This is a genomic window from Paenibacillus pasadenensis, from assembly GCF_002864175.1.
Taxonomy (GTDB): domain Bacteria; phylum Bacillota; class Bacilli; order Paenibacillales; family Paenibacillaceae; genus Paenibacillus_O; species Paenibacillus_O pasadenensis.
Map to the genome: position 1 here is coordinate 2,877,370 of NZ_NFEZ01000004.1, position 24,454 is coordinate 2,901,823.

General features: G+C 66.3%; 22 protein-coding genes. 3 read left to right on the forward strand and 19 right to left on the reverse strand.

Annotated features, from left to right (window positions below):
• Positions 1–8: 8 nt before the first annotated feature.
• The 8 genes from B8V81_RS22005 to B8V81_RS22035 form a co-directional block, all read right to left on the reverse strand.
• On the reverse strand, positions 9–1,232 hold the full coding sequence (locus B8V81_RS22005) for a Ger(x)C family spore germination protein (protein WP_180968508.1): 1,224 nt from the start codon (positions 1,230–1,232) through the stop codon (positions 9–11).
• The gene (locus B8V81_RS22010) at positions 1,219–2,313 is read right to left on the reverse strand and encodes a GerAB/ArcD/ProY family transporter (RefSeq protein ID WP_028597323.1); all 1,095 of its coding nucleotides are present in this window, start codon (positions 2,311–2,313) and stop codon (positions 1,219–1,221) included. The genes B8V81_RS22005 and B8V81_RS22010 overlap by 14 nt, the downstream gene beginning before the upstream one ends.
• 19 nt (positions 2,314–2,332) lie before the next feature.
• Complete coding sequence (locus B8V81_RS22015; protein WP_244912800.1) at positions 2,333–3,784, reverse strand: spore germination protein; 1,452 nt, start codon at positions 3,782–3,784, stop codon at positions 2,333–2,335.
• A gap of 50 nt (positions 3,785–3,834) precedes the next feature.
• Positions 3,835–3,969, reverse strand: a complete 135-nt coding sequence (locus tag B8V81_RS26090; RefSeq protein WP_255309697.1) for a hypothetical protein — start codon at positions 3,967–3,969, stop codon at positions 3,835–3,837.
• 129 nt (positions 3,970–4,098) lie between these two features.
• Positions 4,099–4,890, reverse strand: a complete 792-nt coding sequence (locus B8V81_RS22020) for an undecaprenyl-diphosphate phosphatase (RefSeq protein ID WP_043110844.1) — start codon at positions 4,888–4,890, stop codon at positions 4,099–4,101.
• Positions 4,891–4,964: 74 nt separating this feature from the next.
• Entirely contained in the window at positions 4,965–6,092 is a 1,128-nt protein-coding gene (locus tag B8V81_RS22025) for a DUF3900 domain-containing protein (protein ID WP_101809190.1), read from the reverse strand.
• A gap of 24 nt (positions 6,093–6,116) precedes the next feature.
• Positions 6,117–6,641: a glycosyl-4,4'-diaponeurosporenoate acyltransferase CrtO family protein gene (locus B8V81_RS22030; protein WP_052332914.1), complete on the reverse strand. Its 525-nt coding sequence runs from the start codon at positions 6,639–6,641 to the stop codon at positions 6,117–6,119.
• The gene (locus tag B8V81_RS22035; protein WP_028597326.1) at positions 6,631–7,827 is read right to left on the reverse strand and encodes a glycosyltransferase family 2 protein; all 1,197 of its coding nucleotides are present in this window, start codon (positions 7,825–7,827) and stop codon (positions 6,631–6,633) included. The genes B8V81_RS22030 and B8V81_RS22035 overlap by 11 nt, the downstream gene beginning before the upstream one ends.
• 175 nt (positions 7,828–8,002) lie before the next feature.
• Between B8V81_RS22035 and B8V81_RS22040 the strand changes: the two genes are divergently transcribed.
• Positions 8,003–9,502, forward strand: coding sequence for a phytoene desaturase family protein (locus tag B8V81_RS22040; protein ID WP_028597327.1), 1,500 nt, complete (start codon positions 8,003–8,005; stop codon positions 9,500–9,502).
• Positions 9,503–9,613: 111 nt separating this feature from the next.
• On the opposite strand, the gene B8V81_RS22045 is transcribed toward B8V81_RS22040, so the two are convergent.
• The 10 genes from B8V81_RS22045 to B8V81_RS22090 form a co-directional block, all read right to left on the reverse strand.
• Complete coding sequence (locus B8V81_RS22045; protein ID WP_028597328.1) at positions 9,614–9,853, reverse strand: hypothetical protein; 240 nt, start codon at positions 9,851–9,853, stop codon at positions 9,614–9,616.
• A gap of 150 nt (positions 9,854–10,003) precedes the next feature.
• A complete protein-coding gene (gene mnhG / locus B8V81_RS22050) occupies positions 10,004–10,396 on the reverse strand; it encodes a monovalent cation/H(+) antiporter subunit G (RefSeq protein ID WP_028597329.1) in 393 nt (130 codons plus the stop codon).
• Positions 10,389–10,664, reverse strand: coding sequence for a Na(+)/H(+) antiporter subunit F1 (locus tag B8V81_RS22055; protein ID WP_028597330.1), 276 nt, complete (start codon positions 10,662–10,664; stop codon positions 10,389–10,391). Before B8V81_RS22055 ends, mnhG begins: the two co-directional genes overlap by 8 nt.
• Entirely contained in the window at positions 10,664–11,140 is a 477-nt protein-coding gene (locus tag B8V81_RS22060) for a Na+/H+ antiporter subunit E (protein WP_028597331.1), read from the reverse strand. The genes B8V81_RS22055 and B8V81_RS22060 overlap by 1 nt, the downstream gene beginning before the upstream one ends.
• Positions 11,141–11,146: 6 nt before the next feature.
• Complete coding sequence (locus B8V81_RS22065) at positions 11,147–12,637, reverse strand: Na+/H+ antiporter subunit D (protein ID WP_101809191.1); 1,491 nt, start codon at positions 12,635–12,637, stop codon at positions 11,147–11,149.
• Positions 12,630–12,968: a Na(+)/H(+) antiporter subunit C gene (locus B8V81_RS22070; RefSeq protein WP_028597333.1), complete on the reverse strand. Its 339-nt coding sequence runs from the start codon at positions 12,966–12,968 to the stop codon at positions 12,630–12,632. Before B8V81_RS22070 ends, B8V81_RS22065 begins: the two co-directional genes overlap by 8 nt.
• On the reverse strand, positions 12,969–15,821 hold the full coding sequence (mbhE, locus tag B8V81_RS22075) for a hydrogen gas-evolving membrane-bound hydrogenase subunit E (RefSeq protein WP_101809192.1): 2,853 nt from the start codon (positions 15,819–15,821) through the stop codon (positions 12,969–12,971). It lies immediately after the preceding gene.
• A 232-nt stretch (positions 15,822–16,053) separates the two neighbouring features.
• Positions 16,054–17,307: a nitric oxide synthase oxygenase gene (locus B8V81_RS22080; RefSeq protein WP_180968509.1), complete on the reverse strand. Its 1,254-nt coding sequence runs from the start codon at positions 17,305–17,307 to the stop codon at positions 16,054–16,056.
• Between the two features lie 4 nt (positions 17,308–17,311).
• The gene (locus B8V81_RS22085) at positions 17,312–18,166 is read right to left on the reverse strand and encodes an EcsC family protein (protein WP_052332915.1); all 855 of its coding nucleotides are present in this window, start codon (positions 18,164–18,166) and stop codon (positions 17,312–17,314) included.
• A 161-nt stretch (positions 18,167–18,327) separates the two neighbouring features.
• Entirely contained in the window at positions 18,328–20,400 is a 2,073-nt protein-coding gene (locus B8V81_RS22090) for a HelD family protein (protein ID WP_101809193.1), read from the reverse strand.
• Between the two features lie 185 nt (positions 20,401–20,585).
• Here B8V81_RS22090 and B8V81_RS22095 point away from each other — a divergent pair, with 185 nt between their 5' ends.
• Entirely contained in the window at positions 20,586–21,308 is a 723-nt protein-coding gene (locus B8V81_RS22095; RefSeq protein ID WP_244912801.1) for a response regulator transcription factor, read from the forward strand.
• Entirely contained in the window at positions 21,305–23,362 is a 2,058-nt protein-coding gene (locus B8V81_RS22100; protein WP_101809194.1) for a sensor histidine kinase, read from the forward strand. The genes B8V81_RS22095 and B8V81_RS22100 overlap by 4 nt, the downstream gene beginning before the upstream one ends.
• Positions 23,363–23,484: 122 nt before the next feature.
• Here the strand turns inward: B8V81_RS22100 and B8V81_RS22105 are convergent, their stop codons facing one another.
• Positions 23,485–23,742 carry a hypothetical protein gene (locus tag B8V81_RS22105; protein WP_101809195.1) on the reverse strand — a complete coding sequence of 86 codons (258 nt, stop codon included), beginning with the start codon at positions 23,740–23,742 and terminating at the stop codon, positions 23,485–23,487.
• Positions 23,743–24,454: the final 712 nt, after the last annotated feature.

The following is a 24,454-nucleotide window of genomic DNA, read 5'->3' on the forward strand; positions in this document are numbered from 1 at the left end:
TTTTTGCCTCAAGTGAGCTCGGTCGCGCCATGGCCTTTCAAGGCGATGCTGACCGAGACAGTGATGTCCGCCTCCGCGAAATGGCGGTCCCAGTCGGCATGAATGCGGCTCCACGTCTTCGGCATCCGCACCCGCACCGACTCGTACAGTCCGATCGCATCGGCGCCGTACGTCTTCTGCAGCTTTTGGATCAGAAGATCGGCATTGCCCTTCAGCTTCCGTTCCAGCTTCTTTTCGACCTCCGCATAAAACGCTTCCGACACGCCGCCTCTGCCCGCATCCTTGTGGCTCCACGATTCCATCAGATCGCCTTCCGCCTCCAGCTCGATCCGGAAGGCGAATCGCCCGTCGGCCATCGAAGGCACGATCCGGCTGCGGACAGAATTGATCTCCATATCCAGCGGAGCGCCCAGCTCCGGATCGTCCAGCTTGAGCAAGCCTCCCTTGCGTCCGCCGCCTTTGATCCAGAACACCGATTCCATGTCCTTTTCCGTAAGGAAGCCGATCAGCTTGCCGCTCGTCCCCTGGATGACCGCCGCGCCCGAGTAGACCAGCTCCTCCTTCGTCTTGACGACATTTTGGAGCAGAAAGCTCGTCTTGGCATGGAGCCGGCTCATCAGATTGTACATGCGGATCGGCTCGAGGATCTTGTTGTTGCGATATTGGTTGCGCACCGTCTCGGGAATCTGGAATCCGGGAATATCGCCTTTGTACAAAGGCTCCAGCGTTTCGGAAGCCTTGCCTTTGCAGATCAGGACGAGCGGACTGAGCCGAATGTCGTTGTCGCGGAAGAAGAAGTCGAGGAAGGTCATCAGGTCATGCTTTCTTGCCAGGCGGTCTCCGATGACGATCACCTTGAGATGATGGCCCAGCGGGGCCGCATTCGTGCGCAGCGACAGCTGCCTGACGTTCTCCAGCAGCGAGTCGCCCGTCTGCGTCATGTTTTTGAACGGGCTGGACGATGTCTCGTCGCTGGTCGATCCGCCGATATCGCCGATCAGGCTCGGGAGGATGAGCTGGTACGTCGACGTGATGCGGTCCGTGCGGTCGACGCCGGGGCTTTTGCGCTGGAGCTCCCTCTCGCTTGCCGCCGGCTCGGGCACGTCCACCGCCACGGCGATCTCCAGACTCTGCGTCTCGATCTCCTTGTTGCTCCAGCAGCCGCCCGTCAGCAGCAGCAGCGCGATCTGGCTCGCCGCCAGCATGCGCCGTGGAAAGCTAGACGCGGCCATGGGCGGCCCCCTTCTTCCATCGCTGCAGAACGAGCAGCAGAGCCGGAACGCCGACGGACAGCGCGGCTCCTGCCATCGAAAGATAGTCCCAGACGCGGAAGACATCCTCGATCGTCTTCGGGAGCTCCTGGACGATATAGATGAAAGGAAGCTGCGCGAAAACAGCCGTGCGGAACGGAACGCGGAACAGCTGCGAGATGCCGAGGGACGAGGCGAACAGCGCGAGCACGAAGGTCGAGAAGAACTTCATGATCCAAATCGCCAGAATGAGCGATTCGTACCGCTCGAAGATCAGGCCCGGAATTTCGAAGCTGCGGATCAGATCGATCGTCGGCCATGTCCGCAGCGTAACTCCGTCGATGGAGAACGCTCCGATGACGATGACCGTCGTGACGACGTAGAACGCCATGCAGATGGCGATGGCCGCGGCATACGCCTTGCCGGCCGAGCGGGGCCGCTTCATGTAGGCGACGAGCAGCAGCATGAGCTCCGGACCGCTGTAGGCGAATGCGGCTGTCTTCATCGACCGCAGCACCGGCGGCAGGCCCTGGCCGAGCACGGGGAGCAGATGGCTGAACTCGACGACGCGCAGGCTGAGCAGCAGCACGACGAGCAGGATGAATCCGGTCAGCGGAAAGATGAGGTCGCTCGCCTGGACGATCGCTTGGATGCCTCCGAGGACGAGGTAAGCCCCCAGCCAGAGGAAAGGCAGCGTGACGGCCCAGGAAGGCGTTCCTTCCAGCAAGTATTTCGTCGTGATTTCCTCCAGCGATCTCGCCTCCAGACCGCAGATGACGAGGAAATAAAGCACGAGGCTCGTTCCGAAAGCGGCTCCGAGCCCTTTGCCGATCAGCTTGCGGCCGTATTGGAAAATGGTCTCTCCGGGAAAGCTCAGGCTGAGCCGGCTGGCGAGCCAGCCCCCGGCGGCGGAAATGACGCCCGCGAGCATGAGGCTGAGCCATACGTCCGGCGTGCCCGCCTTGTCCACCAGCATGCGGGGGAGCACGAGTATGGCCGTAGCCAGCATGTAATTGACGATGAGGATGGAGATCTGCGTGTTCGTCAGCTTGTCGGCGTTCATAGGCCGTCTCCTCTCTTTTTTATTCCGACGGCTTGGCCGGGTCGCGCCGGTCCGCCGCCAGGAACCGTCGCCGCTCCAGCATGGCAGGCAGCGGGAAGCGGACGAGCATGTCCTTGAAGTCGTGGGCGCGGTACGATCCGAGCGGACGCAGGAACGGCGTGCCGAAGCTCTTGAGGCGGGACAGATGGGACAGCAGCAGCAGGAAGAACAGCACGACTCCGTACAAGCCGTAAACGGCGGCGCTGAACATCGCTCCGAAGCGCAGCATCCGGATGGAGATGCCGGCGCTGTAGACGGGAATCACGAACGACGAGATGGCCGTAATCGCCACGACGATGACCAGGATCGGACTGATGATGCCCGCTTGAACGGCGGCCTCCCCGATGATGAGGCCCCCGACGATGCCCATCGCCGGTCCGATCGGCTTGGGCAGTCGCAGCCCCGCCTCGCGCAGATTTTCCAGCGACACCTCCATGATCAGCGCTTCGATCAGCGAAGGGAACGGCACGCCCTGCCGGGCTCCGACCACGGTCAGGGCCAGCTTGGTCGGGATGAGTCCCGGATGGAACGAGGTGAAGGCGATATAAAGAGCGGGGGTGAACATCGCGATCAGGGCGGAGAAGAAGCGCAGCATGCGGATCAGCGAGCCGGGCAGCCAGCGCTCGTAATAATCCTCCGGCGACTGGATGATCATCGGCAGCGTGAACGGCGCGATCAGGGCGAACGGCGTCCCCTCCAGCAGGATCGCCGCCCTCCCCTCCAGCAGGCCCGACATCACCCGGTCCGGCCGCTCGGTATTTTGCAGTTGCTGGAACGGGCTGTAGGAGTTGTCCTCGATCATCTGCTCGATATACCCGGACTCCGGAAAGTCGTCCCCCTCCAAGCCGCGGATCCGCAGCTTCATCTCTTCGATCAGGCCGGCCTGGACTACGTCCCGCATGTAGACGATGAGCAGCGGCTTGCGCACGGCGCTGCCGACTTCGAGGCGCTCCATCGCCAGATCGGGCACGGAGCCGTACGAACGGAGCAGCGCGGCATTTTTCTCGAGCGACTCGCAAAAGCCGATCCGCGGTCCGCGCAGCACCGCCTCGGAGATCGGCTCTTCCAAGCTCCGCGCCTCGATATGCCGGGTATCGACCAGCAGCGCGTCGGGCAATCCTTCCGCGAGCAGCGCCGTGCTCCCTTCTTGGACCTCCTTCAGCAGCTCCTCCAGCCCTCCCGTCCAGCGCTCGGCTCCCGAGGCCTGCAGTCGCAGCTTGAGCCGCTCCGCAGCCGCTTCTCCGTCCTCCGGATGTTCCGGCGCAGGGAACGCGGCCATCTCCGTCCGGAGCGCCTCCAGCTTGCTCTCCTGGACCATGCCCGGTATATAAAGCATCAGCGCGCGAGCCGTCCGCCCGAAGCTGATCTCGCGCCGCGCCATGTCGGCGCGGGTCTCCAGCCGATCGAGCAGCTCCTCTCGGAGCTCGCCCACGATGCCGTCCCCATCCCAAGCTTTCTCCGCCCGCCCCACGCCGCTCCCGCTCACCGCTTCCAATCCTTCTTCCTCGCCGGCTCCAGCTTCCGGGCGAGCGCGGACAGCGCCCAGGGCACGACGGCGGCCGTGACGGCGAATCCCCACATCGAGGGGGTCAGCAGCCGCTTCAACAGCTCCTCCATTCGCACACTCTCCTTTGACGGTTTGCTCTGCCTTAATGTGCGCGGGCTCCATCCAGCTTATCCCAAGACATGAAAAAGCCGGCGTCCGCATGGACGCCGGCTTGTACCCGTAAGCGCTGGATGTTGAGTCTACATTACAAAAAGGAAGAATAAGGCCGCCAAGACGAAGCGGTAGTACGCGAACCAGCTGAGCTTGAGCTTTTTGATCAGGTTGATGAAGGTGACGACGGCGATCAGCCCGACGATGAACGATACGACGAGGCCGACGAGCAGCAAGCCGTAATCTTCCCGGACGAGCAGGTCGCGGCTCTTGTACAGGTCGACTCCCGTCGCGCCGAACATCATCGGCACCGACAGGATGAACGTGAAGTCGGCCGCCGCCTTTTGGCTCGTGCCCATGAAGATGCCGCCGGAAATCGTCGAGCCCGAGCGCGAGAAGCCGGACCAGAGCGCGAGGATCTGGAAGACGCCGATGCCGAACGCCTGCTTGTAGGTGATGTCGTCGACCGTCTCCGCCGACGGCACATGCCGCTTCTGATATTGCTCGGCGGCGATCATGAGCAGGCCGCCCGCGATCAGCGCGAGCAGCACCGTCGTCGGTCCGAACAGATGCTCCTTGATGAAGCCGTGCAGCACGACGCCCAGGACGCCGGCCGGAATCATGCCGAGCACGATATGCAGCGCGTTGAGGCCCGAGCCCTTGGAGAAGTCGAACTTCAGGAAGCTGATGAACCGCTTGAAATAAAGGACAAATACGGCCAGCACGGCGCCAAGCTGCACGACGACCTCGAACGTGCCGGCCTTGTCGCCCGTAAAGTTCATCAGATCGCCTGCCAAAATCATATGGCCGGTCGACGAGACCGGCAAAAATTCCGTCAAGCCCTCGATGATGCCGAGGACGACCGCCTTGATGTAATCCACTCGCTCCACTCCTGTCCCTGCATGCTGATTTCGACTTTATCGGTTCCTTGAGAAATAGACGTCGGAAGGACGCCTTACCACGGCACGTCCCCGTCATCCTCCGGCGCGAGATCCGAAGCGGCGGCCGCCTCGGCCTCCGGCTCGGACGTCCCGATGACCTCCATCACCTGCGCGAGCTCCGGCGGATGCAGCAGCTCGACCGGCGACAGTCCCCGCTCGAACTGGAACGCGTCGCCCTCGATGACAGCGACGTATTTGCCGTTGTGGCGAGCGAAATGAAGCGAGCGGCCGAAGTCGGTGAGCAGGCCTTTGACCTGCACGCCGCCGAGCTTGAAGCTGAGCCCGAGATCCTCCTTCTGCTCGACGAGCAGGGCGGAAGCCTCGTACACCTGCTCCGGCGTCCAGCGCTCGAGCAGCTCCCGCTTCTCGGAGGCGGCCCAGATCTCGACGGCCTCCTCCTCTTCCTTGCGCAGCGGGCTCGCGTCGTCGCGCCACTTGTCCTCCATGTACTGCTGCACCATGTCCAGCACCCGCTCGCCCATCACCTCCGGCAGCGGACGCTCGTAGCTGACGAACTTGAGGAAGTCCTCGAAGTAGCGGGCATGCGACGCCTGGTGGATCTTGACCTCCCACGGCTCGAGCATGCCCTCCTCCGGCATGTGCGGGTACTGGATCGACTTGATCGTGCGCGCGCTGATCGCCATCTCGACGTTCGCGACGAGGCTGCGCTCGTCGGCGATGCGGGCGATCTTGGACTCGAAGTCGCACTTGAGCACGAACAGGAACGGCGTGTCGAACAGCTTGCTCAGCGTCGCCTGCACGGCGATGAGCGCTCCGCCCCGCACCGCCGAGGTGTCCATGTAGATCCGCACCAGCTCGTCCGCGATGCCGTGGAACCGCTCCGCCGTATCGGCCGTGCGAAGCCGCTGCAGCAAGTTGTAGTCGGGATTGCTGTCCAGCTCATAGCCGGGCTCGACCCGGAACCGTCCGATCTTGGTCGGAACGGACTCGGAGGGCGGATGCCGCTCCGCCTTGCGCTTCACGATGCGCGCGAACTCGCCGCTCAGGAAATCCTTGAGCGGGCTGTCCTCGTAATCCTCGCCGTCCATCGTCTGGAAGTGACGGAACCGCTTGCCGGAATCCGTTCCTTCCCCATCCGTCTGGATGACAAAAAAGCTTATGTACTGCACGTCAAATTCCATTCCCGCAAGACAGCTCCCTCTACCCTATTCTTCCAGATGGCCGGATATCACTTTCCTAGAATAGCATACTCGGCTTGGCCGCGACATGACTTTCAGCAGGCGGGCGCGATTGTAGCGCTGGACGAGAATGCAGGGAATATTCGCGATAAGCGCATATATCGTCATGATAATCATGCCGATCGCGTTATTCCACAACGCAAAAAGCGGCAGCGGCAGCAGCATCGCCCAGTGGGTCAGCTCTCCCCGACGCGTCTCCGCCGCGAAGCGCTCGAGATACTCGCGGCTGCCTGAGCGCAGGCGCCGCTTCGGAAAGCCCGCCTTCACCCACCCGCCTCCATCCGGCAGTCGGTCCTTCCAGCGCTGGACGAGCAGCCGCCGCTCGTACCAGCGGCCGCCGGCCTCGAAGCCGCGCAGGCGGGTCACCGGCCCGTCGGCGGCGAAGCGCTCCCAGGGGATGCGGATCGCGGCGGCGACGGCTGCTCCATGCAGGAGCAGCCAGACGGCGGCATCAAGCAGGATGACGGCCGCCGGGCCGAGCTCATGCGACATCGAGATCCCTCCCTTTCCAGCTCACGCGGCGGCGAACGAAGGCGCGATAGAAGGACAGCGCGAACACGGCGAAAAAATAGAGCAGCGGCAGCGGGTACAGCAGCGCGGCCAGCCAGCCGAAAGAGCCCGCGTGCTTCCAGGCCCGCCGCGCGCTGAGGACGGCGAGCGCGTAGAGCAGCGCGGCGGCGGACAGCGCCCCGGCGGCTGGAAGGCCGCCCTGCGCGAGCGCCGCCGCTGCCGCGAGCAGCTGCTCGAGCCATGCCGCGGCGGCGCCGGCCAGCCCGCTGACCCAGCCGATCATGAGCAGCAGCGCCGCCGCCGGCGTGCCGCCGGCTCCGAGCGCGATGCTTTTGCTCCAGCCCGCCGTCATCTCGCTCCAGCCGCCCGCATACATGCGGAAGGCCAGCCGCTCTCCGCCCAGCAGCGCCAAGCTCCGCCTGCCGCAGGCGGCGAAGCGGGCGGCCAGGCGGTCGTGGTCGAGAATCTCCCCCTTGACCGCCTCGTGGCCGCCTGCCGCCTCGTAATCGTCGCGCCAGCAGGCGAGGCAAGGCCCGAACGAGCCCGGCCGGGGGCCGCCGACGCGCCGCCAGGCGGCGAACCGTCCCGAGCCGGCGATGACGGCGGCATTCAGCATCGCCGACAGCTGCTCGCGGAGGCTGTCCGCGCGATGCCAGGGCTGCACGGTGACGACGGTGCCGGCCGGGCAGGCGGCGGACAGCGCCTCGAGAAAGTCCGGCCCCGGACGGGCGTCCGCGTCCAAAAAGACGATCCGGCCGCTTGCGGAGGCGGCTGCGCCCCGGCTGCACGCCCAGTTTTTGCCCCGCCAGCCTGCAGGCAGGCTGCCGGCCGGAACGACGCGCACGCCCGCATGCTTGGCCGCGGCGGCGGCGGTTCCGTCCGTCGAGCCGTCGTCGACGACGACGATGTCCGCTTGAACCGTCTGGCCGAGCAGCAGCGGCAGCAGCGCCTCGAGATTGCGAGCCTCGTCGCGCGCCGGAATGACGACGCTCCAGCGCCCGGCCTGCGCTGCCTCCTTGTCCGCAGACGAGCCAGCCTCGCGGAAAGATTCATTTGCCCCCGCCGGCTCGAGCTCGCTCCCGAGCTTTGACGCCGTCAGCCGCCGCTCGGCCAGCAGCAGCCTGCCAAGCGCCAGCAGCCCGAAGGTCAGCCACCATCCTGCATCCATGCCAGTCCCTCCCCGTTTCGTACGATGCTTGATTTTTTGCCCCCCGCCGCGTATTCGCGGAGCGAAAAGCGCCCACAATGGGTAAAAGAGGAAATCGGGAGATTTGCCCGGTCCTAAGCTAGTATGGACGATCCATCGCCCGTCAAAACCGCATGGACTAGAGGAGGAGCTAGAGTTGAAAAAAACGATCATCGTCGTCGGAGGCGGCCTGGCCGGCCTGTCGGCTGCGATCCGCCTGAGCGCGGACGGCCACCAGGTCACCGTGCTCGAAAAGAACGAGCGCGCCGGAGGCAAGCTGAACATCCGTTCCGGCAAAGGCTACCGGTTCGACACCGGTCCGTCGATTCTGACGATGCCCTGGACGCTGGAGCAGCTGTTCCGCTCCGCCGGCCGCGACCTGCATGACTATGTCCAGCTGAAGCGCGTCGAGCCGCAGTGGCGCGGCCTGTACGAGGACGGCGCGACGCTCGATCTCGTCGGCGACCTGCCGCAGATGCTGGAGGCGATCGGAGAGCTGTCGCCGGACGACCGCGAGCGCTTCCTCGGCTATTTGGACTACAGCCGCAAGCAGTACGATCTGAGCCTGAAAAGCTTTTACAGCCGCTCGCTGTCCGGCCTGCCGGACCTGCGCCAGCAGCATACGCTCAAGGAGCTGCTCGCGATGGATCCGATGAAGACGACCGCGCAGCTGACCGCCCAGCATCTGAAGCATCCGCAGCTGCGCCAGATCTTCAATTTCTTCACGATGTATGTCGGCTCCTCCCCGTACGCCGCGCCGGCCGTGCTCTCGCAGCTGACGTACGTGCAGATGGGGCTCGGCATCTACTTCGTCGAAGGCGGGATGTACGAGATCGCCCGCGCCGAGCTGCGGCTGCTCGAGGAGCTCGGCGCCCAGGTGCGCACGGGAGCCGAGGCGGCGGACATCCTCGAAGCCGGCGGCCGGGCCGTCGGCGTGCGTCTGGCGAGCGGCGAGGAGCTGCGCGCCGATGCCGTCGTCTGCAACCTGGAGGCGATCCCGGCCCATCGCTCGCTGCTGCGGGACGTGCCGGGCGCCGATCGCCAGGCGGAGAAGCTCGCCAAGTATGAGCCGGCCGTATCCGGGCATGTGCTGCTGCTCGGCGTGAACCGCAGCTACGAGGCGTTCAAGCATCACAACTTCTTTTTCTCCCGCGATCCGGAGCGCGAGTTCCACGACATGTTCGTCGGCAAGATTCCGACTGACGACCCGACCGTCTACGTCGGCATCTCGTCCAAGACCGACCCGTCGCAGGCGCCGGAAGGCTGCGAGAACTGGTTCGTGCTGACGCATGTGCCGCCGCTGCGCGAGGGCGAGAGCTGGGAAGCCCATCGCTCCCGCTACCGCGAGCTCGTGCTGGACAAGCTCGAGCGGATGGGCGCCGACGGGCTCCGCGGGCATATCGAGTACGAGGAGCAGTTCATTCCGGACGATCTGCAGCAGCTGTACGGAGCGAACGGCGGCTCCATCTACGGCGTCGTCACCGACCGCAAGCTGAACGGCGGCTTCAAGATTCCGAGCCGCAGCCCGCTGCTCGGCGGCCTCTACTTCGTCGGCGGCTCCACGCATCCCGGCGGCGGCGTGCCGATGGTGACGCTGAGCGGCCAGCTGACGGCGGACCTGATCCGCGAGGATCTGTCCGCCTCCGAGGCGATGTAGTCCAGCCGCCGCTCGAGCGTGCCGAGGGGGACCGATTCCGCTTGAAAAAGGGCCTTCGCCGGACCGATCCACGGTCGCGGCGAAAGCCCCTTTTTTTTGACGTCCGTCCACTCAGCGCCTGAACGAAGAAGTCGGCTTGCCCGTCTCGCGACGGCCGGCCTCGGACTTCCGCCGGCTTTTGCGGCGGCGGTACGGAAGCGTCCATCGCGGCCGCTCTTCGAGCAGCGACAGCGACAGCCGGGCGAAGCCGAGGAATAGAGCCATGCCGAGCGAATAAATTCCGAACGGCCCCAGAAAAAACAGCACATACAGCAGCAATAAGATTCCAACGCGTCCGCACAAGGCCAGCATGCCGATTCAGCTTCTCCATTCCGAAAAGAAATAAGACCTTCAGGCTTTCTGCATGAATAGGCATATTTTACCACAATCTTCCGGAAAGGACAGTGGCTTCTTCTCTTTTTTCCATTTTCCAGGAGAACTTACGGATCGGCGGGCAGCGGCTCAGCGCAGCTTATCCCGTATTTCCGCTTGCTTCTTGGCCTGAGCCCGTTCCTGCTGCAGCGCCTCCTTGAGATCGTCGCGCGTGCTCCGCTCCCACAGGCGGACGCCGGTCCGGTAAGCGGCGCGGGCATTGAGATGCCCGGCCACCGGGCCGGTCAGGAAGACGAAGACGATGCCGAGCAGCAGCTTGACGCTGACGACGTCGTGGACGAACGTGTAATAAAGGAAAGCGCCGGTCAGGATGAACAGCACGCCGAGCGTAGCGCTTTTGGTCGCCGCATGGGAGCGCAGGTAGACGTCCGGCAGCCGGATCAGGCCGAAGGCGCTGAACAGGCTGAGCACGGAGCCGAACAGGACGATGACGGCCGAGCCGATCGCGAGCGCCTCATTCATCCTCCATCACCGCCCCTCTCTCGATATAGCGCGCGAAGGCGGTCGTGCCGATGAAGCTGACGATGCCGATGACGAGGATGATGTCGAAGTAGACGGTCGTTCCCTGCAGCATGCCGAATACGGCGATCATCGACAGCAGCAGGATGCCGATCGTATCGAGCGCGGCGATCCGGTCGGATACGGAAGGGCCTTTGAGCAGCCGGTACATGCAGCCCGCGATCGAAAGCATGAGCAGGACGAGCGACGCTTGCAGCAGCAGATCGACCATCAGCGCGTCACCTCCATGATCGCCCGCTCGAACGTCGAGCGGATCTGCTGACGCAGCTGCTCGGCGTCGCCGATATCCATCGCGTGGATGTACAGCGTCCGATGGTCGTCCGCCACGTCGAGCGTCAGCGTGCCGGGCGTGAGGCAGATGAGGCAGGCGAGCAGCGTCAGCTCCCCGTCGCTCTTGAGCCGCGTCTCCATCGCCACGATGCCGGGCCGGATCGTCAGCTTCGGCTTCAGGATCTGATAGATGACCGTGAAGCTGGACAGGAACAGCTCGCGGATGAAGATGAGGAGCAGGACGAGCACGGCCTTCACCTTGCGCAGGTAGAAGTCCCGCTTGAGGAAGCGGTTGAGCAGGCCGATGAACAAGAGCCCGAGCCCGAAGCCGGCCGCGAAGCGGGTAAAGCTGAGATCGTCATAGAGAAACATCCAGAGGAACGCGATCAGCAGGTTGATGAGAAACTGGGAAGCCATTCGGGCTCACTCCTTCCACACGGCGTCGATATAGTCGGACGGCGAGACGAGCGTGCGCGCCGCCTCCGCGGATGCCTGGACCATCCACTCCGAGCCGAGGCCCATGAACACGACGAGCAGGCAGAGCGCCGCGGCGCAAGCGGTATGAGCCCTCGAAACGCGGGCCTCCTCCGCCGGAATCGGCAACGACGCCGGCGCTTCTCCCCAGAAAGCCCGCATGAACAGCCGCACGAGCGTATACAGGACGACGAGGCTCGTCGCCAGCGAGATGCCGGCGAGCAGATGCGAGCCGGCCTCCAAGCCGCCTTGCACGAGCAGCAGCTTGCCGCCGAAGCCGCTGAGCGGCGGAATGCCGGCCGCGGCGAGCGAGGCGACGAGGAACATCCAGCCGACGAGCGGCAGCCGCCCGATCAGTCCCCCCATCTCGTCCAGGCGGCCGGTGCCGGCCGCGCGGATCATCATCCCGGCGAGCAGGAACAGCAGCGCCTTGACAGCCATGTCGTGGATCAGGTAAAAGACGGCGCCCTGCAGCGATTTTTCGCCGGAGACCGCCAGCCCGAAGGCGAGGAAGCCGACGCTGATGACGATGTTGTAGTTCAGGATGCGCATGACGTCCTTGCTCGCGAGCGCTCCGGCCGCTCCGAGCAGCATCGTCGCTCCGGCCATCCAGGCGATCCACTCCTGCGCGGCGAGTCCGTGCCCGGCGGGGAAGATGAGCGTGAACGTGCGGATGAGCGCGTACAGCCCGACCTTGGTGAGCAGCGCGGCGAACAGCGCGGAGACGGCCGCCGGCGGCGCCTCGTACGCCTCCGGCAGCCAGAAGAACAGGAACAGGCCGGCTTTGAGCGAGAACACGATCAGGAAGAACACCGACAGGACGTCCAGCATGCCGCCGGAGCCGGCCTCGGCGATGCGGGCCGACAGCTGCGCCATGTTGAGCGTGCCGATCATCCCGTACAGGTAGGCGACGCCGGCCACGAACAGCGTCGAGGAGACGATATTGACGAGCATGTAGCCGAGCGTCGCCTTCAGCTGCCGCTTCGTGCCGCCCAGCACGAGCAGCGCGTACGAGGAGATGAGCATCACCTCGAAGCAGACGAACAGGTTGAACAGGTCGCCGGTCAGGAACGAGCCGTTCACCCCGGCGAGCAGGAAATTCAGGAACGGGTAGAAATAGAACCTTTCCCGCTCCGGTCCGACCGTCCCCATCGCATAGGCGAGGCAAAAGCCGGTCGTGACGCTGGCGGCGGTCACGAGCAGCGCGGCGAAAAAATCGGCGGCGAAGACGATGCCGAACGGCGCGGCCCAGCCGCCCATCGCCAGCGTCTGCATGCCGTCCGAGCCCGCCCTCGCGAGCAGGAGCGCGCTGGCCGCCGCTGTCGCGGCGATGCCGGCGGCGCTGATCAGGCGCTGCAGGATCGCCTTTTCCTTGAAGAAGAGCAGCAGCACGGCCGTGCACAGCGGCAGCAGCAGCGGCAGCACGACAAGATTAGTCATTCGCTTCCCTCCTGAGCTGCTCGGTATCGTCGGTGCCGATGGATTTGTACGCCTTGTAGGCGAGGACGAAGTAGAGCGACGTGACGCCGAAGCTGATGACGATCGACGTCAGGATGAGCGCCTGCGGCAGCGGGTCGACGTAGCGTTCGGCATGCTCGCCGAGCAGCGGCGCCGCTCCGCGCTTGAGGCCGGACATCGTCAGCAGCAGCAGATGGACGCTATGCGTCAGCAGCGACAGGCCGAGGATGACGCGCAGCAGGCTGCGGGCCAGGATCATGTAGACGCCGACGCCGAACAGGGCGCCGACGGCGAGCGCGAGCAGCAGCTCCATTTATTTGTCCCTCCCGATCGCCAGAATGATCGTCATCGTGATGCCGACGACGGTGAAGTAGACGCCCAGATCGAACAGCACGGCGGTCGCCAGCTCGTTCTGGCCGAAAAACGGCAGCTGCGCGTAGCCGAACGCATGGCTCAGGAACGGCTTGCCGAAGGCGAACGAGCCGATGCCGGTCAGCAGCGCGAGCGAGATGCCGCAGGCGCTGACGATGCGGAAGTCGACCGGCAGCGCCTTGCGGATCGTGCGCACGCCGAACGCGATGCTCATGAGCACGAGCGCCGAGGCGGTCATGAGCGCTCCGATGAAGCCGCCGCCCGGCTGATGGTGTCCGGCGAACAGCAGGTAGAGCGAGAACGTCAGGATGAGGAACAGGATGACCTTGGCCAGCGTCTGCAGGATGACGTCGTTGCTGCGCGCGTCCTCGTAGACGAGGCGGAACTCGCTTTCCCGCAAGCCGCTGCCCTCCTCCTCCGCCTCGCCCGGCCATTTGAGCCGGATGATCGCATAGATCGCGTAGGAGGCGATGCCGAGCACGACGATTTCGAGCATCGTATCGAAGCCGCGGAAGTCGACCAGGATGACGTTCACGACATTTTTGCCTCCGGCCAGCTCGTAGCTGTTGCGGAGATAAAAGTCGGAGATCGAGCCGAACTTCCGGTCCGAGAGCGCGCCGAGCGCGACCAGCGTCATGGCGAGGCCGGCCGCGCCGGCGATCAGGCCGCTGGCCAGCTTCGTCCGGCGGGCGACGCGCTCCCGCTTGAGCGCCGGCAGATGATAGAAGCAGAGCAGGAACAGCGTGACGGATACCGTCTCGACGATCATCTGCGTCAGCGCCAGGTCCGGCGCGCGGAACAGGACGAAGAACAGCACGACCATATAGCCGACCGTGCCGGTCAGGATGATCGCCATCATCCGCGACTGCGCGAACGGAACGGCGAGCGTGGCCGCGATCAGCGCGAGCACGGCGATGCCCTCGAACAGCGTCACCGGCGCCATGCCGGACAGGACGACCGAAATGTCTCCGGCCATGGCGGCCGCGACGATCAGGAAAGCGGCCAGCGCGAGGAAGATGTAGCCGGCGCTGCGGCGCATCCCTCCGTCCATGTATGCGGCTGTCAGCTTTTCCGAGCCGGCGTCGAGTCCGCGCAGCAGGCGCTCGTACATGCCGTTCCAGCTCAGGGGCAGCCGGATGGTCCGGTGCAGCGGCGCCCAGCGCGGCGCGGCGTACAGCAGCAGGCCGCCGACGGCGAATACGGCGGCCGTCAGCAGCAGCTCCGGCGTGACGCCATGCCATAGGGCAAGCTCGCCGTAAGCGTCCGGCGCTGCGGGATGCATCGACAGCAGCGCCGGCTGCAGCAGCCCCGGCGCCACCAGCGCCGGAGCCAGGCCGAGCAGCAGCGCCGCGGCGGCGAGCACGAGCGGCGGCGCCAGCAAGCCCCAGGACGGCTCATGGACGGCGGCCTCCCGCGTCTCGCGCGCCGGTCCGCCGAACGTGCGCCAGGCGAAGATGCCGCTGTAGACGAAGGTGAACGCGCTGGCCGTCCAGGCGACGGCCGGCACGAGCAGCGCGGCCAGGCTCCCCTCGCCCGCCCGATAGGCGTTCAGCGCCGAGCCGAAAAACAGCTCCTTGCTGAGGAAGCCGCCCAGCGGCGGCACGCCGGCCATCGACAGCGACGCCGCGAGCGAGACCGCGAACGTGACGGGCATGAACCGGATCAAGCCGCCGAGCCGCCGCAGGTCGCGCGTGCCGGTCTCGTGGTCGACGATGCCCGCCGTCATGAACAGCGCGCCCTTGAACGCCGCATGGTTGAGCAGATGCAGCAGCCCGGCCGCGGCTGCGGCCGCTCCGTAAGCGGCGTAAGGCGAGGCCGAGCCGGCCGGATAGACCGAGCCGAGCCCGATCAGCGCCGTCACGAGGCCGAGCTGGCTGATCGTCGAATAGGCGAGCAGCGCCTTCAGGTCGGTCTGCTTGATCGCGCGGAAGCTGCCGTAGACGAGCGTGGCGAGGCCGACTGCCGTGAGCGAGCCGTACCAGAGCTGCTGGCCGGCGAACAGCGGCGTCAGCCGCGCGGCCAGGTAGAGGCCGGCCTTGACCATCGTCGCGGAGTGCAGGTAGGCGCTGACCGGCGTCGGCGCTTCCATCGCGTCCGGCAGCCAGATGTGGAACGGGAACTGGGCCGACTTGGTGAATACGCCGAGCAGGATGAGCCCCATCGCCGGCAAGAGCAGCGGGCTGGCGGCGAGCGCCTCCGCCGAGCCGATCAGCTCCGAGACGCGCAGGCTGTCCCCGGCGATGCCGAGCAGCAGGAAGCCGGCCAGCATCGCGAGTCCGCCCATGCCGGTCACGAGCAGCGATTTGAGCGCGCCGTCCAGCGAAGCCTGCCGTCGATGCCAGAAGGCGATGAGCAGGAACGAGCTGACGCTCGTCAGCTCCCAGAACCCGTAGAGGACGATCAGATGATCCGACAGCACGACGCCGAGCATCGCTCCCATGAACAGCAGCAGGCAGGCGTAGAAGCGGCCGACCGCCTCGCGGCGGCGGTCCAGGTAAAAGATCGAATAGAGCACGACAAGCGCTCCGATGCCGCTGATGAGCAAGGCGAACAGCATCGCCAGGCCGTCGAGCCGAAGCTCGAGATTGACGCCGAGGCTCGGCATCCACGGCATGGAGGCGGACAGCGGCGCGCCATCCCCGGCGGTCCGCAGCCGAAGGAAGCCCGCGAGCAGCAGAAGCGGGCCGGCGAGGGCGATCCAGCCCGCGTGCAGCCTAGGCGCGAGCCGGCTCAGCCAAGGAAGCGCGGCCGCCAGCAGGAAAGGGAGAAGCAAAAGGACATGAAGCAATGGCAAGATAGAGCCTCCTTACGTTCGGAATGACGCTTGGCATTCCTTCCAGTATTTCCTGATGCGCCCGAAAAAACAGGCCGATAGCCCCCTTTACCCGGAAAATGACAAAAAGAGCCCGCTGGTGGCAGGCTCCTCCGATAAAACGTATCGTATTTTCCGGTATAAACAAGTTAGGCAGTAGGAATATTGTATCGAATTCCAGCGCGGCGTGTCAACCGTTTTTGAGCGAGGCCGCTCAGCTGCTCGCCCCGAACGGACAGCGGGCGGCCCCGGAGACGCCCGCGCCCGCGGAAGCGCCGGCATGCGTCGCTCCAGCCGGGCAGCCCGCCGCTCCGGAGGCGGCCGCGGCTCCGAAGCCGCTCCGGCATTGCCGCTCCAGCCGGGCGAGCCGGACCGGCTTGTCCTGCGGCAGCAGGCGCGGCGACAGCTCGAGCTCGCGCATCCCGGCATCATGCCAGACCGGCGTCAGCGAAGGCGACAGCGGCGGGATCAGCCAGGACCAGCGGGCGCTCGTCTCGCGGCCGCGCTCCGCCTCCTGCCGCTGGAAGCGGACGAACTGGTCGGCAGCCGTATGATGGTCGACGATGCTGACGCCTGCCTTGCGGAACGAATGCAGCACGGCGACGTTGAGCTCGACGAGCGCGCGGTCCTTCCAGAGCGTCGTGTTGCTGCTGCGGTCGAGTCCGAGCGCGTCGGCGACGGCGGCGATCCGGTCGTAGCGGCCCGGATCGCCGAAGTTGCGCGCGCCGATCTCCGTCTCCATATACCAGCCGTTGAACGGAGCGGCCGGATAGACGGTCCCTCCGATCTCCAGCGCCATGTCGGAGATGATCGGCACGGCGTACCAGCGCAGGCCGAGCCGCCCGATGCCCTCATGCTCGGGATGCTCGATCGCCACCTCCGGCGTCAGATGCGCCGGGATCGGGAACCAGCGCGGCTCGCCTCCGCCCGCGCTGACGACGAGCGGCAGCAGGTCGAAGTCGCCGCCCGTCCCCCGCCAGCCGAGCTCCAGGCAAAGCGCCGTGAACGCATCCGATGCCGGATCGCCGCGGCGCTGCTCTCCCGGCCCGGCGGCGGGATAGCCGGCGTAGCGAAGCAGCTGGTGGTTCCAGACGCGGATGTCCGCGCCGGAATCCGCGCTTGGGAACACCGTCATGACCGAGCGGATGCGCCCGCCGTTCGCGGCCGTCTCCAGATGCCGCAGCAGCGCCCCCGCCGCTTCTTCCTCGGTCCGTACGCCGCGCGCGTCGATCACGTCGAGCGTCTGCCAGAACAGGCGCCCGATGCAGCGGCTGTTGTTGCGCCAGGCGACGCGCGCTCCCCAGACGAGCTCTTCCGCCGAGGGCTCGTATGCTTCTCCGCGGCCGATCGCCGCCCGGACCGCTTCTATCCGCGCCGCCAGGCGCTCCTCTTCCCATCCGTTCTCCATGCCGAACTGGCGGAGCCAGGCTTCCGCCTGTTCCTCCCTTCGGCTGCTGCCGCCGTTCATGCTGTCATTCCCCGCTTTCTGCCAGCCTTTCGGTAATGCGCCGCTTGCGATAGAGCATGATCGCGGATTCCGTCACGTTCTGGAGCATGCCGCGATTGATGAACGCCCCGAACACGAGTCCGGCGACCGGCACGGCCTGGAGCAGCTTCTTCCAGCCCCAGTTGTCCCGGTAGACGGCGATCACCTCGCGCCAGCCCTGGATGCGGGAGACGGCCTCGCCGGCCGCCTTGCCTCCATCCGCGGCGCTCTGCATCATCTCTTCCAGAATAGCACGTTTCCCGACAATATCCGAGGATGCGAACTGCATGACCTTGACCGTGAAGACGCGCTCCTCCTTGAGCGTCGGGTCGTAGCCGTAGCTGAGCGCGATTTCCTGAATCGCCTTGAGCGACAGGCCGAGCACCGCAGGCACGTCGATCGCCAGCGTGAAGAGGCCGCCGAAGCCGGTCGTCGCGCCCTGCGCAGTCGCGAATCGCGTGCGTTCCTCGGCGAGCTGGGCCGCTGCCGCATTCATCGCGGCCAGCGGGTAAGGTCCGTCGCCGCTTCCGCCCTGGCTGCGGTCCGCGGACCGCAGCAGCTCCCCCACCTTCCGTCCGGCGACGAGATACTTGCCGCCGTTCTGGATGTAGCCGCCCAGCTCGTCGAGCGCCAGGCCGAGCTTCTCGTGCACGATTTTCGGCGTCAGCCGGTCGAGCAGCTTGAACGGCAGCCGCGCCATCCGGTCCCAGATCATCAGGTTCTTCTGATCCTTTTCCCATCGCTCGATTTCCGCCAGCGCCGCCTGCAACTGCTCTCGCGACTCCATCCGGCCCGCCGGCCGCTCCTCCTGTACTTCGCTCGTGTCTCGATCTGTCTCCATGCGTCGTCTTCCTCCTTCGGGATCGCCTGCCGCCGGCCCGGCTGTTCCGCCATGGCCGCGCGGTCCGTGCGCTGCCGTGCAATACGCAGCCGCATCGGGCGCGGTTCCGGACGAGCCGGCTTTACCGCGTATTACCCTGTATGCCCGATTCTGTCCCTTTTTCAGCCGAGCAGGACGGCCGGCTCTCCGCGATGGAGCAGGCCGAGCCGATGCAGCGCCCTCGTGCAGGCGACGTACAGCAGCTTGGCGTCCGCCGCTCCGTAAGCCTCGGCGCTCGCGTCGGCGACGAGCACGGCGTCGAATTCCAGCCCTTTGGACAGATAGGCCGGCACGACCGTCAGGCCGCCGCCGTAAGCGGGCTGGCGAGCATGGACGAGCGCCGCCTCGATGCCCGCCGACTCCAGCGCCGCATGGATGTCCGCGCACTCGCGCTCGGTGCGGCCGATGACGGCGATCGTCTGGAAGCGCCCTTCTCGCTGCCAGTCCGCGACGACCGCGGCCAGCCTAGGCGCCCAGCCGTCGGCGGATACGCGCTCCAGCACGACCGGATCGCCGCTGCGGAACACCGGCACGGCCGGCTTGACCGCGCTGCCCATGCCCGCGAGGACCAGGTTGGCGAAGTCGATGATCTCCGTCGTCGAGCGGTAGCTGCGGTCCAGCTCGAAATAACCGGCGCTGCCCTCGTCGAACCGTCCGCTCAGCTCGCTCCAGTCGGAGATGCCGGCATAGGCATGGATGCCCTGCTGCAGGTCGCCGAGCACCGTCATCGACGGCTGCTGCTGGCAGAGGCGGAGCGCCTCGAGCTGGAACGGCGAGTAGTCCTGCGCCTCGTCGATGACGATATGGTCGTAGAACGGCCGGCCGAGGCCGTGCAGGCGGATATGCAGGTAGACGAGCGGAGCGAGGTCCTCCGCCTCCGCTTCTCCTTGCTTGAGGCGGGCCGCCGTCGCCTTGGCGAGCGGCGCGGGCAGCAGCTGCGCCCCGCTCTTGCCCTCCAGCAGCTTGCGGTACAGCTGCGGAGCGCTGTAGGCGGGGATCCGTTTGGAAAAGGCGTTCAGCTTGGCCATCGCCTTCGAGCGCAGCTTTTTGTCGGCGACGCCCCGCTGCTTGAGCTCCGACTCGAGCCAGCGCTTGACGCGGCTGACGAGCCGCTCCCTGCGGCGCATGATCGACTCCTCGCCGTAGTCCGTCTCATGCCATTCCTTCATCTTGGCGACGGTCAGCTGGAAGCCCGGCAGCGGCTCGAACGGCTCGGCCGGCAGCAGCGAAGCCTCCAGCTCCGCGAGCCGGCCGTCGAGCGCTTCCTTGAACGCCGCGCTGCCCTTGAGCCGCCCGGAGGCGGCGGCGTATTCCTCCTCCGCATGAGGCTGCTCGAACCAATAGGCGAGCGTCTCTACCGGCGAGCGCAGCATCACCTCGCGCTCCAGCAGCTCGATCGCCCAGTCGGCGAACGTCGTCTGCACGATGTCCCCGACGCCGAGCTCCGGCAGCACGCCGCTGATATAGTCGAGGAACATGCGGTTCGGCGCGAAGATGATCATCCGTTCCGAACGGATGCGGCCGGCGTACTGGTACAGCAGGAACGCGAGCCGGTGCAGCGCGACCGTCGTTTTTCCCGAGCCGGCCACGCCCTGGATGAACAGCGCCAGGTTCTTGTCCGCGCGGATGATCTTGTCCTGCTCCTGCTGGATCGTCGAGACGATGTCGCGCAGCTTGTTGTCCTTGCTCTCGCCGAGCCGGTACAGCAGGAACTCGTCGGTGACGGCATCCTCCTCCTGCCCGCGCACGAAGCTGTCGACGAGCCGCAGCAGCTCCTTTTGCCGGACCATCAGGTTGCGCTTGAGATGCACCGTGCCGCCGATCTCGCCGTCCGGCGAGTCGTAGGTTGCCGGAGCTTCCCCACCGCTGAAGGAATAGAACAGGCTCGCGACGGGCGCCCGCCAATCGATGACGAGCAGCTCGTCCGAGCCTGCGCGGGCGACGCCGGCCTTGCCGATGTACAGCGGCAGCGGCGCCGGCTTGCCTTCTTCTTGAAAGTCGATCCTTCCGAAATAAGCTTCCTTGCGGGCGATCTCGAGCCGCTGGCGGCGCTCCTCGCGCTGCAGGTCGAGCATCTGCTCGGTGAAGTCGTCTCCGGTATAGCGCGGGCCGATGCCTCCGAGCTGGCCCTTGATGTCCTCCACGGCTTCCGCGAGCCGCGTTTCTTCCGCTTGATAGGCACTTTGAGCGCTCATGGTCAGTTACCTCCTAAGGGATTCCATTGAAAAGCGAAAGAAAACTATACCATAGCGCCGCTTGCGCCTGCAATAGCGGCATGGAGGGAATCCGGCGGCATGACTTGGTCACGGCGGGCTGGTTCCTGCGTCCTCTTTTTGGAGGGGGAGGCTTGCCCGGGCGGAAACGCGGCTCGTATACTCGAATGGATGAGGCTGGAAAAGCCGACGAAGGCGACGAAGGGGCGGCGGAAGCGATGATCGAGGTGCTGCTGGCGGACGACCAGAAGCTGATGAGGGACGGGCTGAGCACGATTCTGGGGCTGCGGGACGACATGACGGTGACGGGCGCGGCGGCGGACGGCGCCGAGGCGCTGGAGCTGGCCGTGCGGCTGAAGCCGCAGGTCGTGCTGATGGACATCCGCATGCCCGTCATGGACGGCATCGAGTCCGCGCGCCGCATCAAGCAAGCGCTGCCCGGCACGGTCGTGCTCATGCTGACGACGTTCGAGGAGGACGACTACATCATCGAGGCGCTCGCCGCCGGAGCGGCCGGCTTCCTGCTCAAGGACATCCCCGGCGAGCGGCTCGCCGAGGCAATCCGGCAAGCGGCGGACGGCTCCTACATGCTGCCCTCCTCCGTCGCCGGTCGGCTGGCTGCCCGGCTGAAATCGGCCGGAGCGGCCGCCCAGGGGCTGATCGGCGCGAGCCGCGCCCGCGCCGGACGGCTGCAGCTCGGGGCCAAGGAGCGCGAGGTCGCCGCGCTGCTCGCCGCAGGCTGCGCCAACAAGGACATCGCCGCCCGCCTGTTCATGAGCGAGGGCACGGTCAAAAATTACGTCAGCGGCCTGTACGCCAAGCTCGGCACGCGCGACCGCACCGTCGCCGCGATCGCGCTCGGCGAATGGCTCGCGGAGAGCCGCGAATGAAGGCGGCCCGGCTGGCAAGGCGGCTCGCCTCGGCGCTGCTGCTGGCGGCGATGGCCGCTACGGCCGTGCTCTATTTGGTGCCGCTGCAGCCGGGCGTCGCGCGGCCGGCGGAGATGTTCACGCTCAGCTCGCCGGAGCGCTGGGAGCTGCTCGCCGCGGACGGCCGCTGGATTCGGCTGGATCGGGCCGAGCGGCTGCTGGCCGAGGGCGAGATCCAGGCGGCAGGGGGCTTGGCGGAGCGGGGCTTGGCGGACGGCGAGAGTGATCGCGATGGTGCGGCACGAGGCGAGGCGACAACGACAAGAGCCGAGGACCGCAGCGGCGGGGCGGACAGAGATGGCGCCGGGCAGCTCCACGCCGCCTCCGGCGGCTCGGACATGCGCCTGCCCGGCGAGGCGGCGGAGCGGTTCATCGTGCGGAGGACGCTGCCGGACGCGCTGGACCAGCCGCGGAGCTACCGCCTCTTTTTCCGCCAGCCGGGCGCGTTCCGCGTTACGCTGGACGGGCAGCCGCTGGCGGACTACGGCCCGCTGCCGGAGCAGGCGCCGCTCGCCGACCGCTGGCGGGCGGCGGAGCTGCCGCTCCGCCCCCAAGGACGGCTGCTCCAGCTCGAGATCGAGCCCGCCTCTCCCGGCTCGCTCGCCCTCGGCGGCATCGCCGCCGCGCCGGCGGAGCGGCTGCTCGACTACGCGCTGCGCGCGGACTCCGTCCGCTTCGCGATGGCGGCTTGCTACGGGATGCTTGCCGTCTTTTCCGGCATCGCCTGGCTGCTCGTCTCCCGCAGTCCGCTTTACCTGTATTTCGGCGCCATCACGTTTGTCTCCGGCTATTCCGCCTTGTTCGGCTCGTCGCTCTTCTATGTGCTCGCCGCCACGAGCCGCTTCTCGTACTTCAACGGCATCAGCAATCCGCTCATGGCTTGCGCGATCGCAGGCTTGCTCGGCCACCTGGCCGGAGCCGGACGGAGCCGGTTCCGCAAGCTGACGATGCTGTTCGGAGCGCTTGCGATCGCAAGCGCCGTCCTGTCGCTGACGAGTCCGTACCTGTATCGGACGCTGACCGAAGCCACGTTCGCCTTCATCCTGCTGTCCACGCCGTGGTATCTGCATGCGCTGCGCCGGGAATTCGGCCTCAGGAGCGGCGAGCTCGCCTGGCTGCGGACGGGGCTCGTCGCGCTGCTGCTCAGCGTCGCCGCCGACCGGATCGCGGTCGCGATGCCGTCGGTCTCGGTCTGGCTGGAGAACTCCCTCTCCGATATCGCGCTGATCGTGCTGCGCCAGCTCGTGCTGATCGCCGTCTTTGTGCTCATCTGCTGCATCGGGCTCGTCCTGCTGCTGCGCGAGAAGCGGCTGAGGCTCGAGTATCAGCGGGTGCTGGAGCAGCAGAACGAGGAGCTGCTGGAGCGCGACCGCATCAAGGACGGCATCCTGGCAGAGCGCTCCCGCATCTCCCAGGAGCTGCATGATCATGTCGGGCATACGCTGACCGCCTCTATCGTCCAGCTTGAGGCGTCCATCCTGCTGCTGGAGCGGCAGCGCAACGAAGGGCTGGACAAAGCCCGCCTTGCCCAATCGCTCGTACGCAAAGGCTTGGACGAAATCCGCGCGTCGGTGCGCGCGATGCGCGAGGAGGACGAGGAGCTGCGGCTCGCGCCGGCGCTCGAGCGGCTGTTCGCCGACGCCGAGGCGAATGCCGGCATCGTCGTCAGCCTGGAGCTGCGCCCTATGCCCCCGCTGCCGCGGGAGCTGACCTCGCTGCTCGTTCGAGCGGCTCGGGAGGGGCTGACGAACGGCCTGCGCCATGGCGCCGCGAGCCGCTTCCGCTGCCGCGTCGCGGCGGACGGCGGCATGCTCTCGTTCGAGCTGCGCAACGACGGACAGCCTCCGCGGCCCGAAGCGGCGGAGGGCTTCGGACTGCGGAGGCTGCGGGAAGAAGCGGAGCGCCTCGGCGGGCGGCTGCGTCTGGAGGCGCAGCCGGGCGAAGCGGCGCTGTCGCTCCGCATGCCGCTCGACTGCGGAGCGGCAGCAGGCAGCGACGCCGACGAGGCGGGGTGAGGGGCGGCCGTCGCCGCAGCATCAGGCAAAGGAGACCGATGCCTGAGACGCCGACTATGAGGCGGTCAAGGCAGCTCAATCGGCCGTTTCCGCAAAACGGGCGGTCACGGCGCTGGGGACGTCTAGTCTGGCAACCCCGGTCGGGAATAAGCGCGCCGCAGCCGGCGTTCGGTGCCGGCCAGCCGCGCGATCCAATACAGCATGCGCCAAGGCAGCCGCTTGCCTTTCGGCAGCCTGCCGGCGGGATGGCTCGCTGCCCGGGCATGCCAGACTGCCCGGTCCAGCAGCCGCTTCGGCAAGCCGTTCGACAGCGCCCGTCCTTCGCAGGCCAAGCCGTAGGCAATGTCGAGCGCCAGCCGCCGATTGTCGCATTGATTCATGGAGGAACCTCCTAGCGGTCATGTTCCTCTCCAGCATCTCACAGCGTCATGCGCCGTCCCAGCGGCGGGGAGCCTATTTCCTTCATGACCCGGTCATCGCTTGCCGGATATACCGTCATGGCTGGCTGAGTCGTAAGCTCCCGCTCCCTTTCACTTCCGGCAACAAGCAATGCGGAGCCGATTGGTCGCGCTAACTTCCCCTCGGTCTGACTCCTCCGCACTCCAGTTGCTCGGTTTTTCCGCGCAGCTCCCCTTGGTCTGCCTTCTCCGCTCTCCAGTTACTCGGTTTTTCCGCGCAGCTCCCCTCGGTTTGCCTTCCCCGTGCGCCAGTTGCTCGGTTTTTCCGCGCAACTCCCCTCGGTCTGACTCCTCCGCACTCCAGTTGCTCGGTTTTTCCGCGCAGCTCCCCTCGGTCTGCCTCCTCCGCTCTCCAGTTGCTCGGTTTTTCCGCGTAACTCCCCCCGGTCCACCTCCTCCGAACGCGAGTTACTCGGTTTTTTCGCGCAGCGCAGCTCCGGCGCATCGGCTCAACCAGAGAGTCGACCTTGCCTGCCCTCGCGCAGCGGACTAGAATGCAAGCCTAAAAAGGCGTGATCTCTAACAACGACAAAAGCGAGCCGCCCCGACAGGGCAGCTCGCTTTTTTTTGTTCCTGCACCGTCAAGCTGCGGACGAGACAGGCCATTCTTGCTCCTGCACCGTCAAGCTGCGGA

What these genes read in the sequence shown, in the direction of transcription:
- B8V81_RS22005 (WP_180968508.1), bottom strand. Translation starts at nt 1,232, where the DNA reads ATGGCCGCGTCTAGCTTTCCACGGCGCATGCTGGCGGCGAGCCAGATC.
- B8V81_RS22010 (WP_028597323.1), bottom strand. Translation starts at nt 2,313, where the DNA reads ATGAACGCCGACAAGCTGACGAACACGCAGATCTCCATCCTCATCGTC.
- B8V81_RS26090 (WP_255309697.1), bottom strand. Translation starts at nt 3,969, where the DNA reads ATGGAGGAGCTGTTGAAGCGGCTGCTGACCCCCTCGATGTGGGGATTC.
- B8V81_RS22025 (WP_101809190.1), bottom strand. Translation starts at nt 6,092, where the DNA reads ATGGAATTTGACGTGCAGTACATAAGCTTTTTTGTCATCCAGACGGAT.
- B8V81_RS22030 (WP_052332914.1), bottom strand. Translation starts at nt 6,641, where the DNA reads ATGTCGCATGAGCTCGGCCCGGCGGCCGTCATCCTGCTTGATGCCGCC.
- B8V81_RS22035 (WP_028597326.1), bottom strand. Translation starts at nt 7,827, where the DNA reads ATGGATGCAGGATGGTGGCTGACCTTCGGGCTGCTGGCGCTTGGCAGG.
- B8V81_RS22045 (WP_028597328.1), bottom strand. Translation starts at nt 9,853, where the DNA reads ATGCTGGCCTTGTGCGGACGCGTTGGAATCTTATTGCTGCTGTATGTG.
- mnhG (WP_028597329.1), bottom strand. Translation starts at nt 10,396, where the DNA reads ATGAATGAGGCGCTCGCGATCGGCTCGGCCGTCATCGTCCTGTTCGGC.
- B8V81_RS22055 (WP_028597330.1), bottom strand. Translation starts at nt 10,664, where the DNA reads ATGGTCGATCTGCTGCTGCAAGCGTCGCTCGTCCTGCTCATGCTTTCG.
- B8V81_RS22060 (WP_028597331.1), bottom strand. Translation starts at nt 11,140, where the DNA reads ATGGCTTCCCAGTTTCTCATCAACCTGCTGATCGCGTTCCTCTGGATG.
- B8V81_RS22065 (WP_101809191.1), bottom strand. Translation starts at nt 12,637, where the DNA reads ATGACTAATCTTGTCGTGCTGCCGCTGCTGCTGCCGCTGTGCACGGCC.
- B8V81_RS22070 (WP_028597333.1), bottom strand. Translation starts at nt 12,968, where the DNA reads ATGGAGCTGCTGCTCGCGCTCGCCGTCGGCGCCCTGTTCGGCGTCGGC.
- B8V81_RS22080 (WP_180968509.1), bottom strand. Translation starts at nt 17,307, where the DNA reads ATGAACGGCGGCAGCAGCCGAAGGGAGGAACAGGCGGAAGCCTGGCTC.
- B8V81_RS22085 (WP_052332915.1), bottom strand. Translation starts at nt 18,166, where the DNA reads ATGGAGACAGATCGAGACACGAGCGAAGTACAGGAGGAGCGGCCGGCG.
- B8V81_RS22090 (WP_101809193.1), bottom strand. Translation starts at nt 20,400, where the DNA reads ATGAGCGCTCAAAGTGCCTATCAAGCGGAAGAAACGCGGCTCGCGGAA.
- B8V81_RS22095 (WP_244912801.1), top strand. Translation starts at nt 20,586, where the DNA reads ATGGATGAGGCTGGAAAAGCCGACGAAGGCGACGAAGGGGCGGCGGAA.
- B8V81_RS22100 (WP_101809194.1), top strand. Translation starts at nt 21,305, where the DNA reads ATGAAGGCGGCCCGGCTGGCAAGGCGGCTCGCCTCGGCGCTGCTGCTG.
- B8V81_RS22105 (WP_101809195.1), bottom strand. Translation starts at nt 23,742, where the DNA reads ATGAATCAATGCGACAATCGGCGGCTGGCGCTCGACATTGCCTACGGC.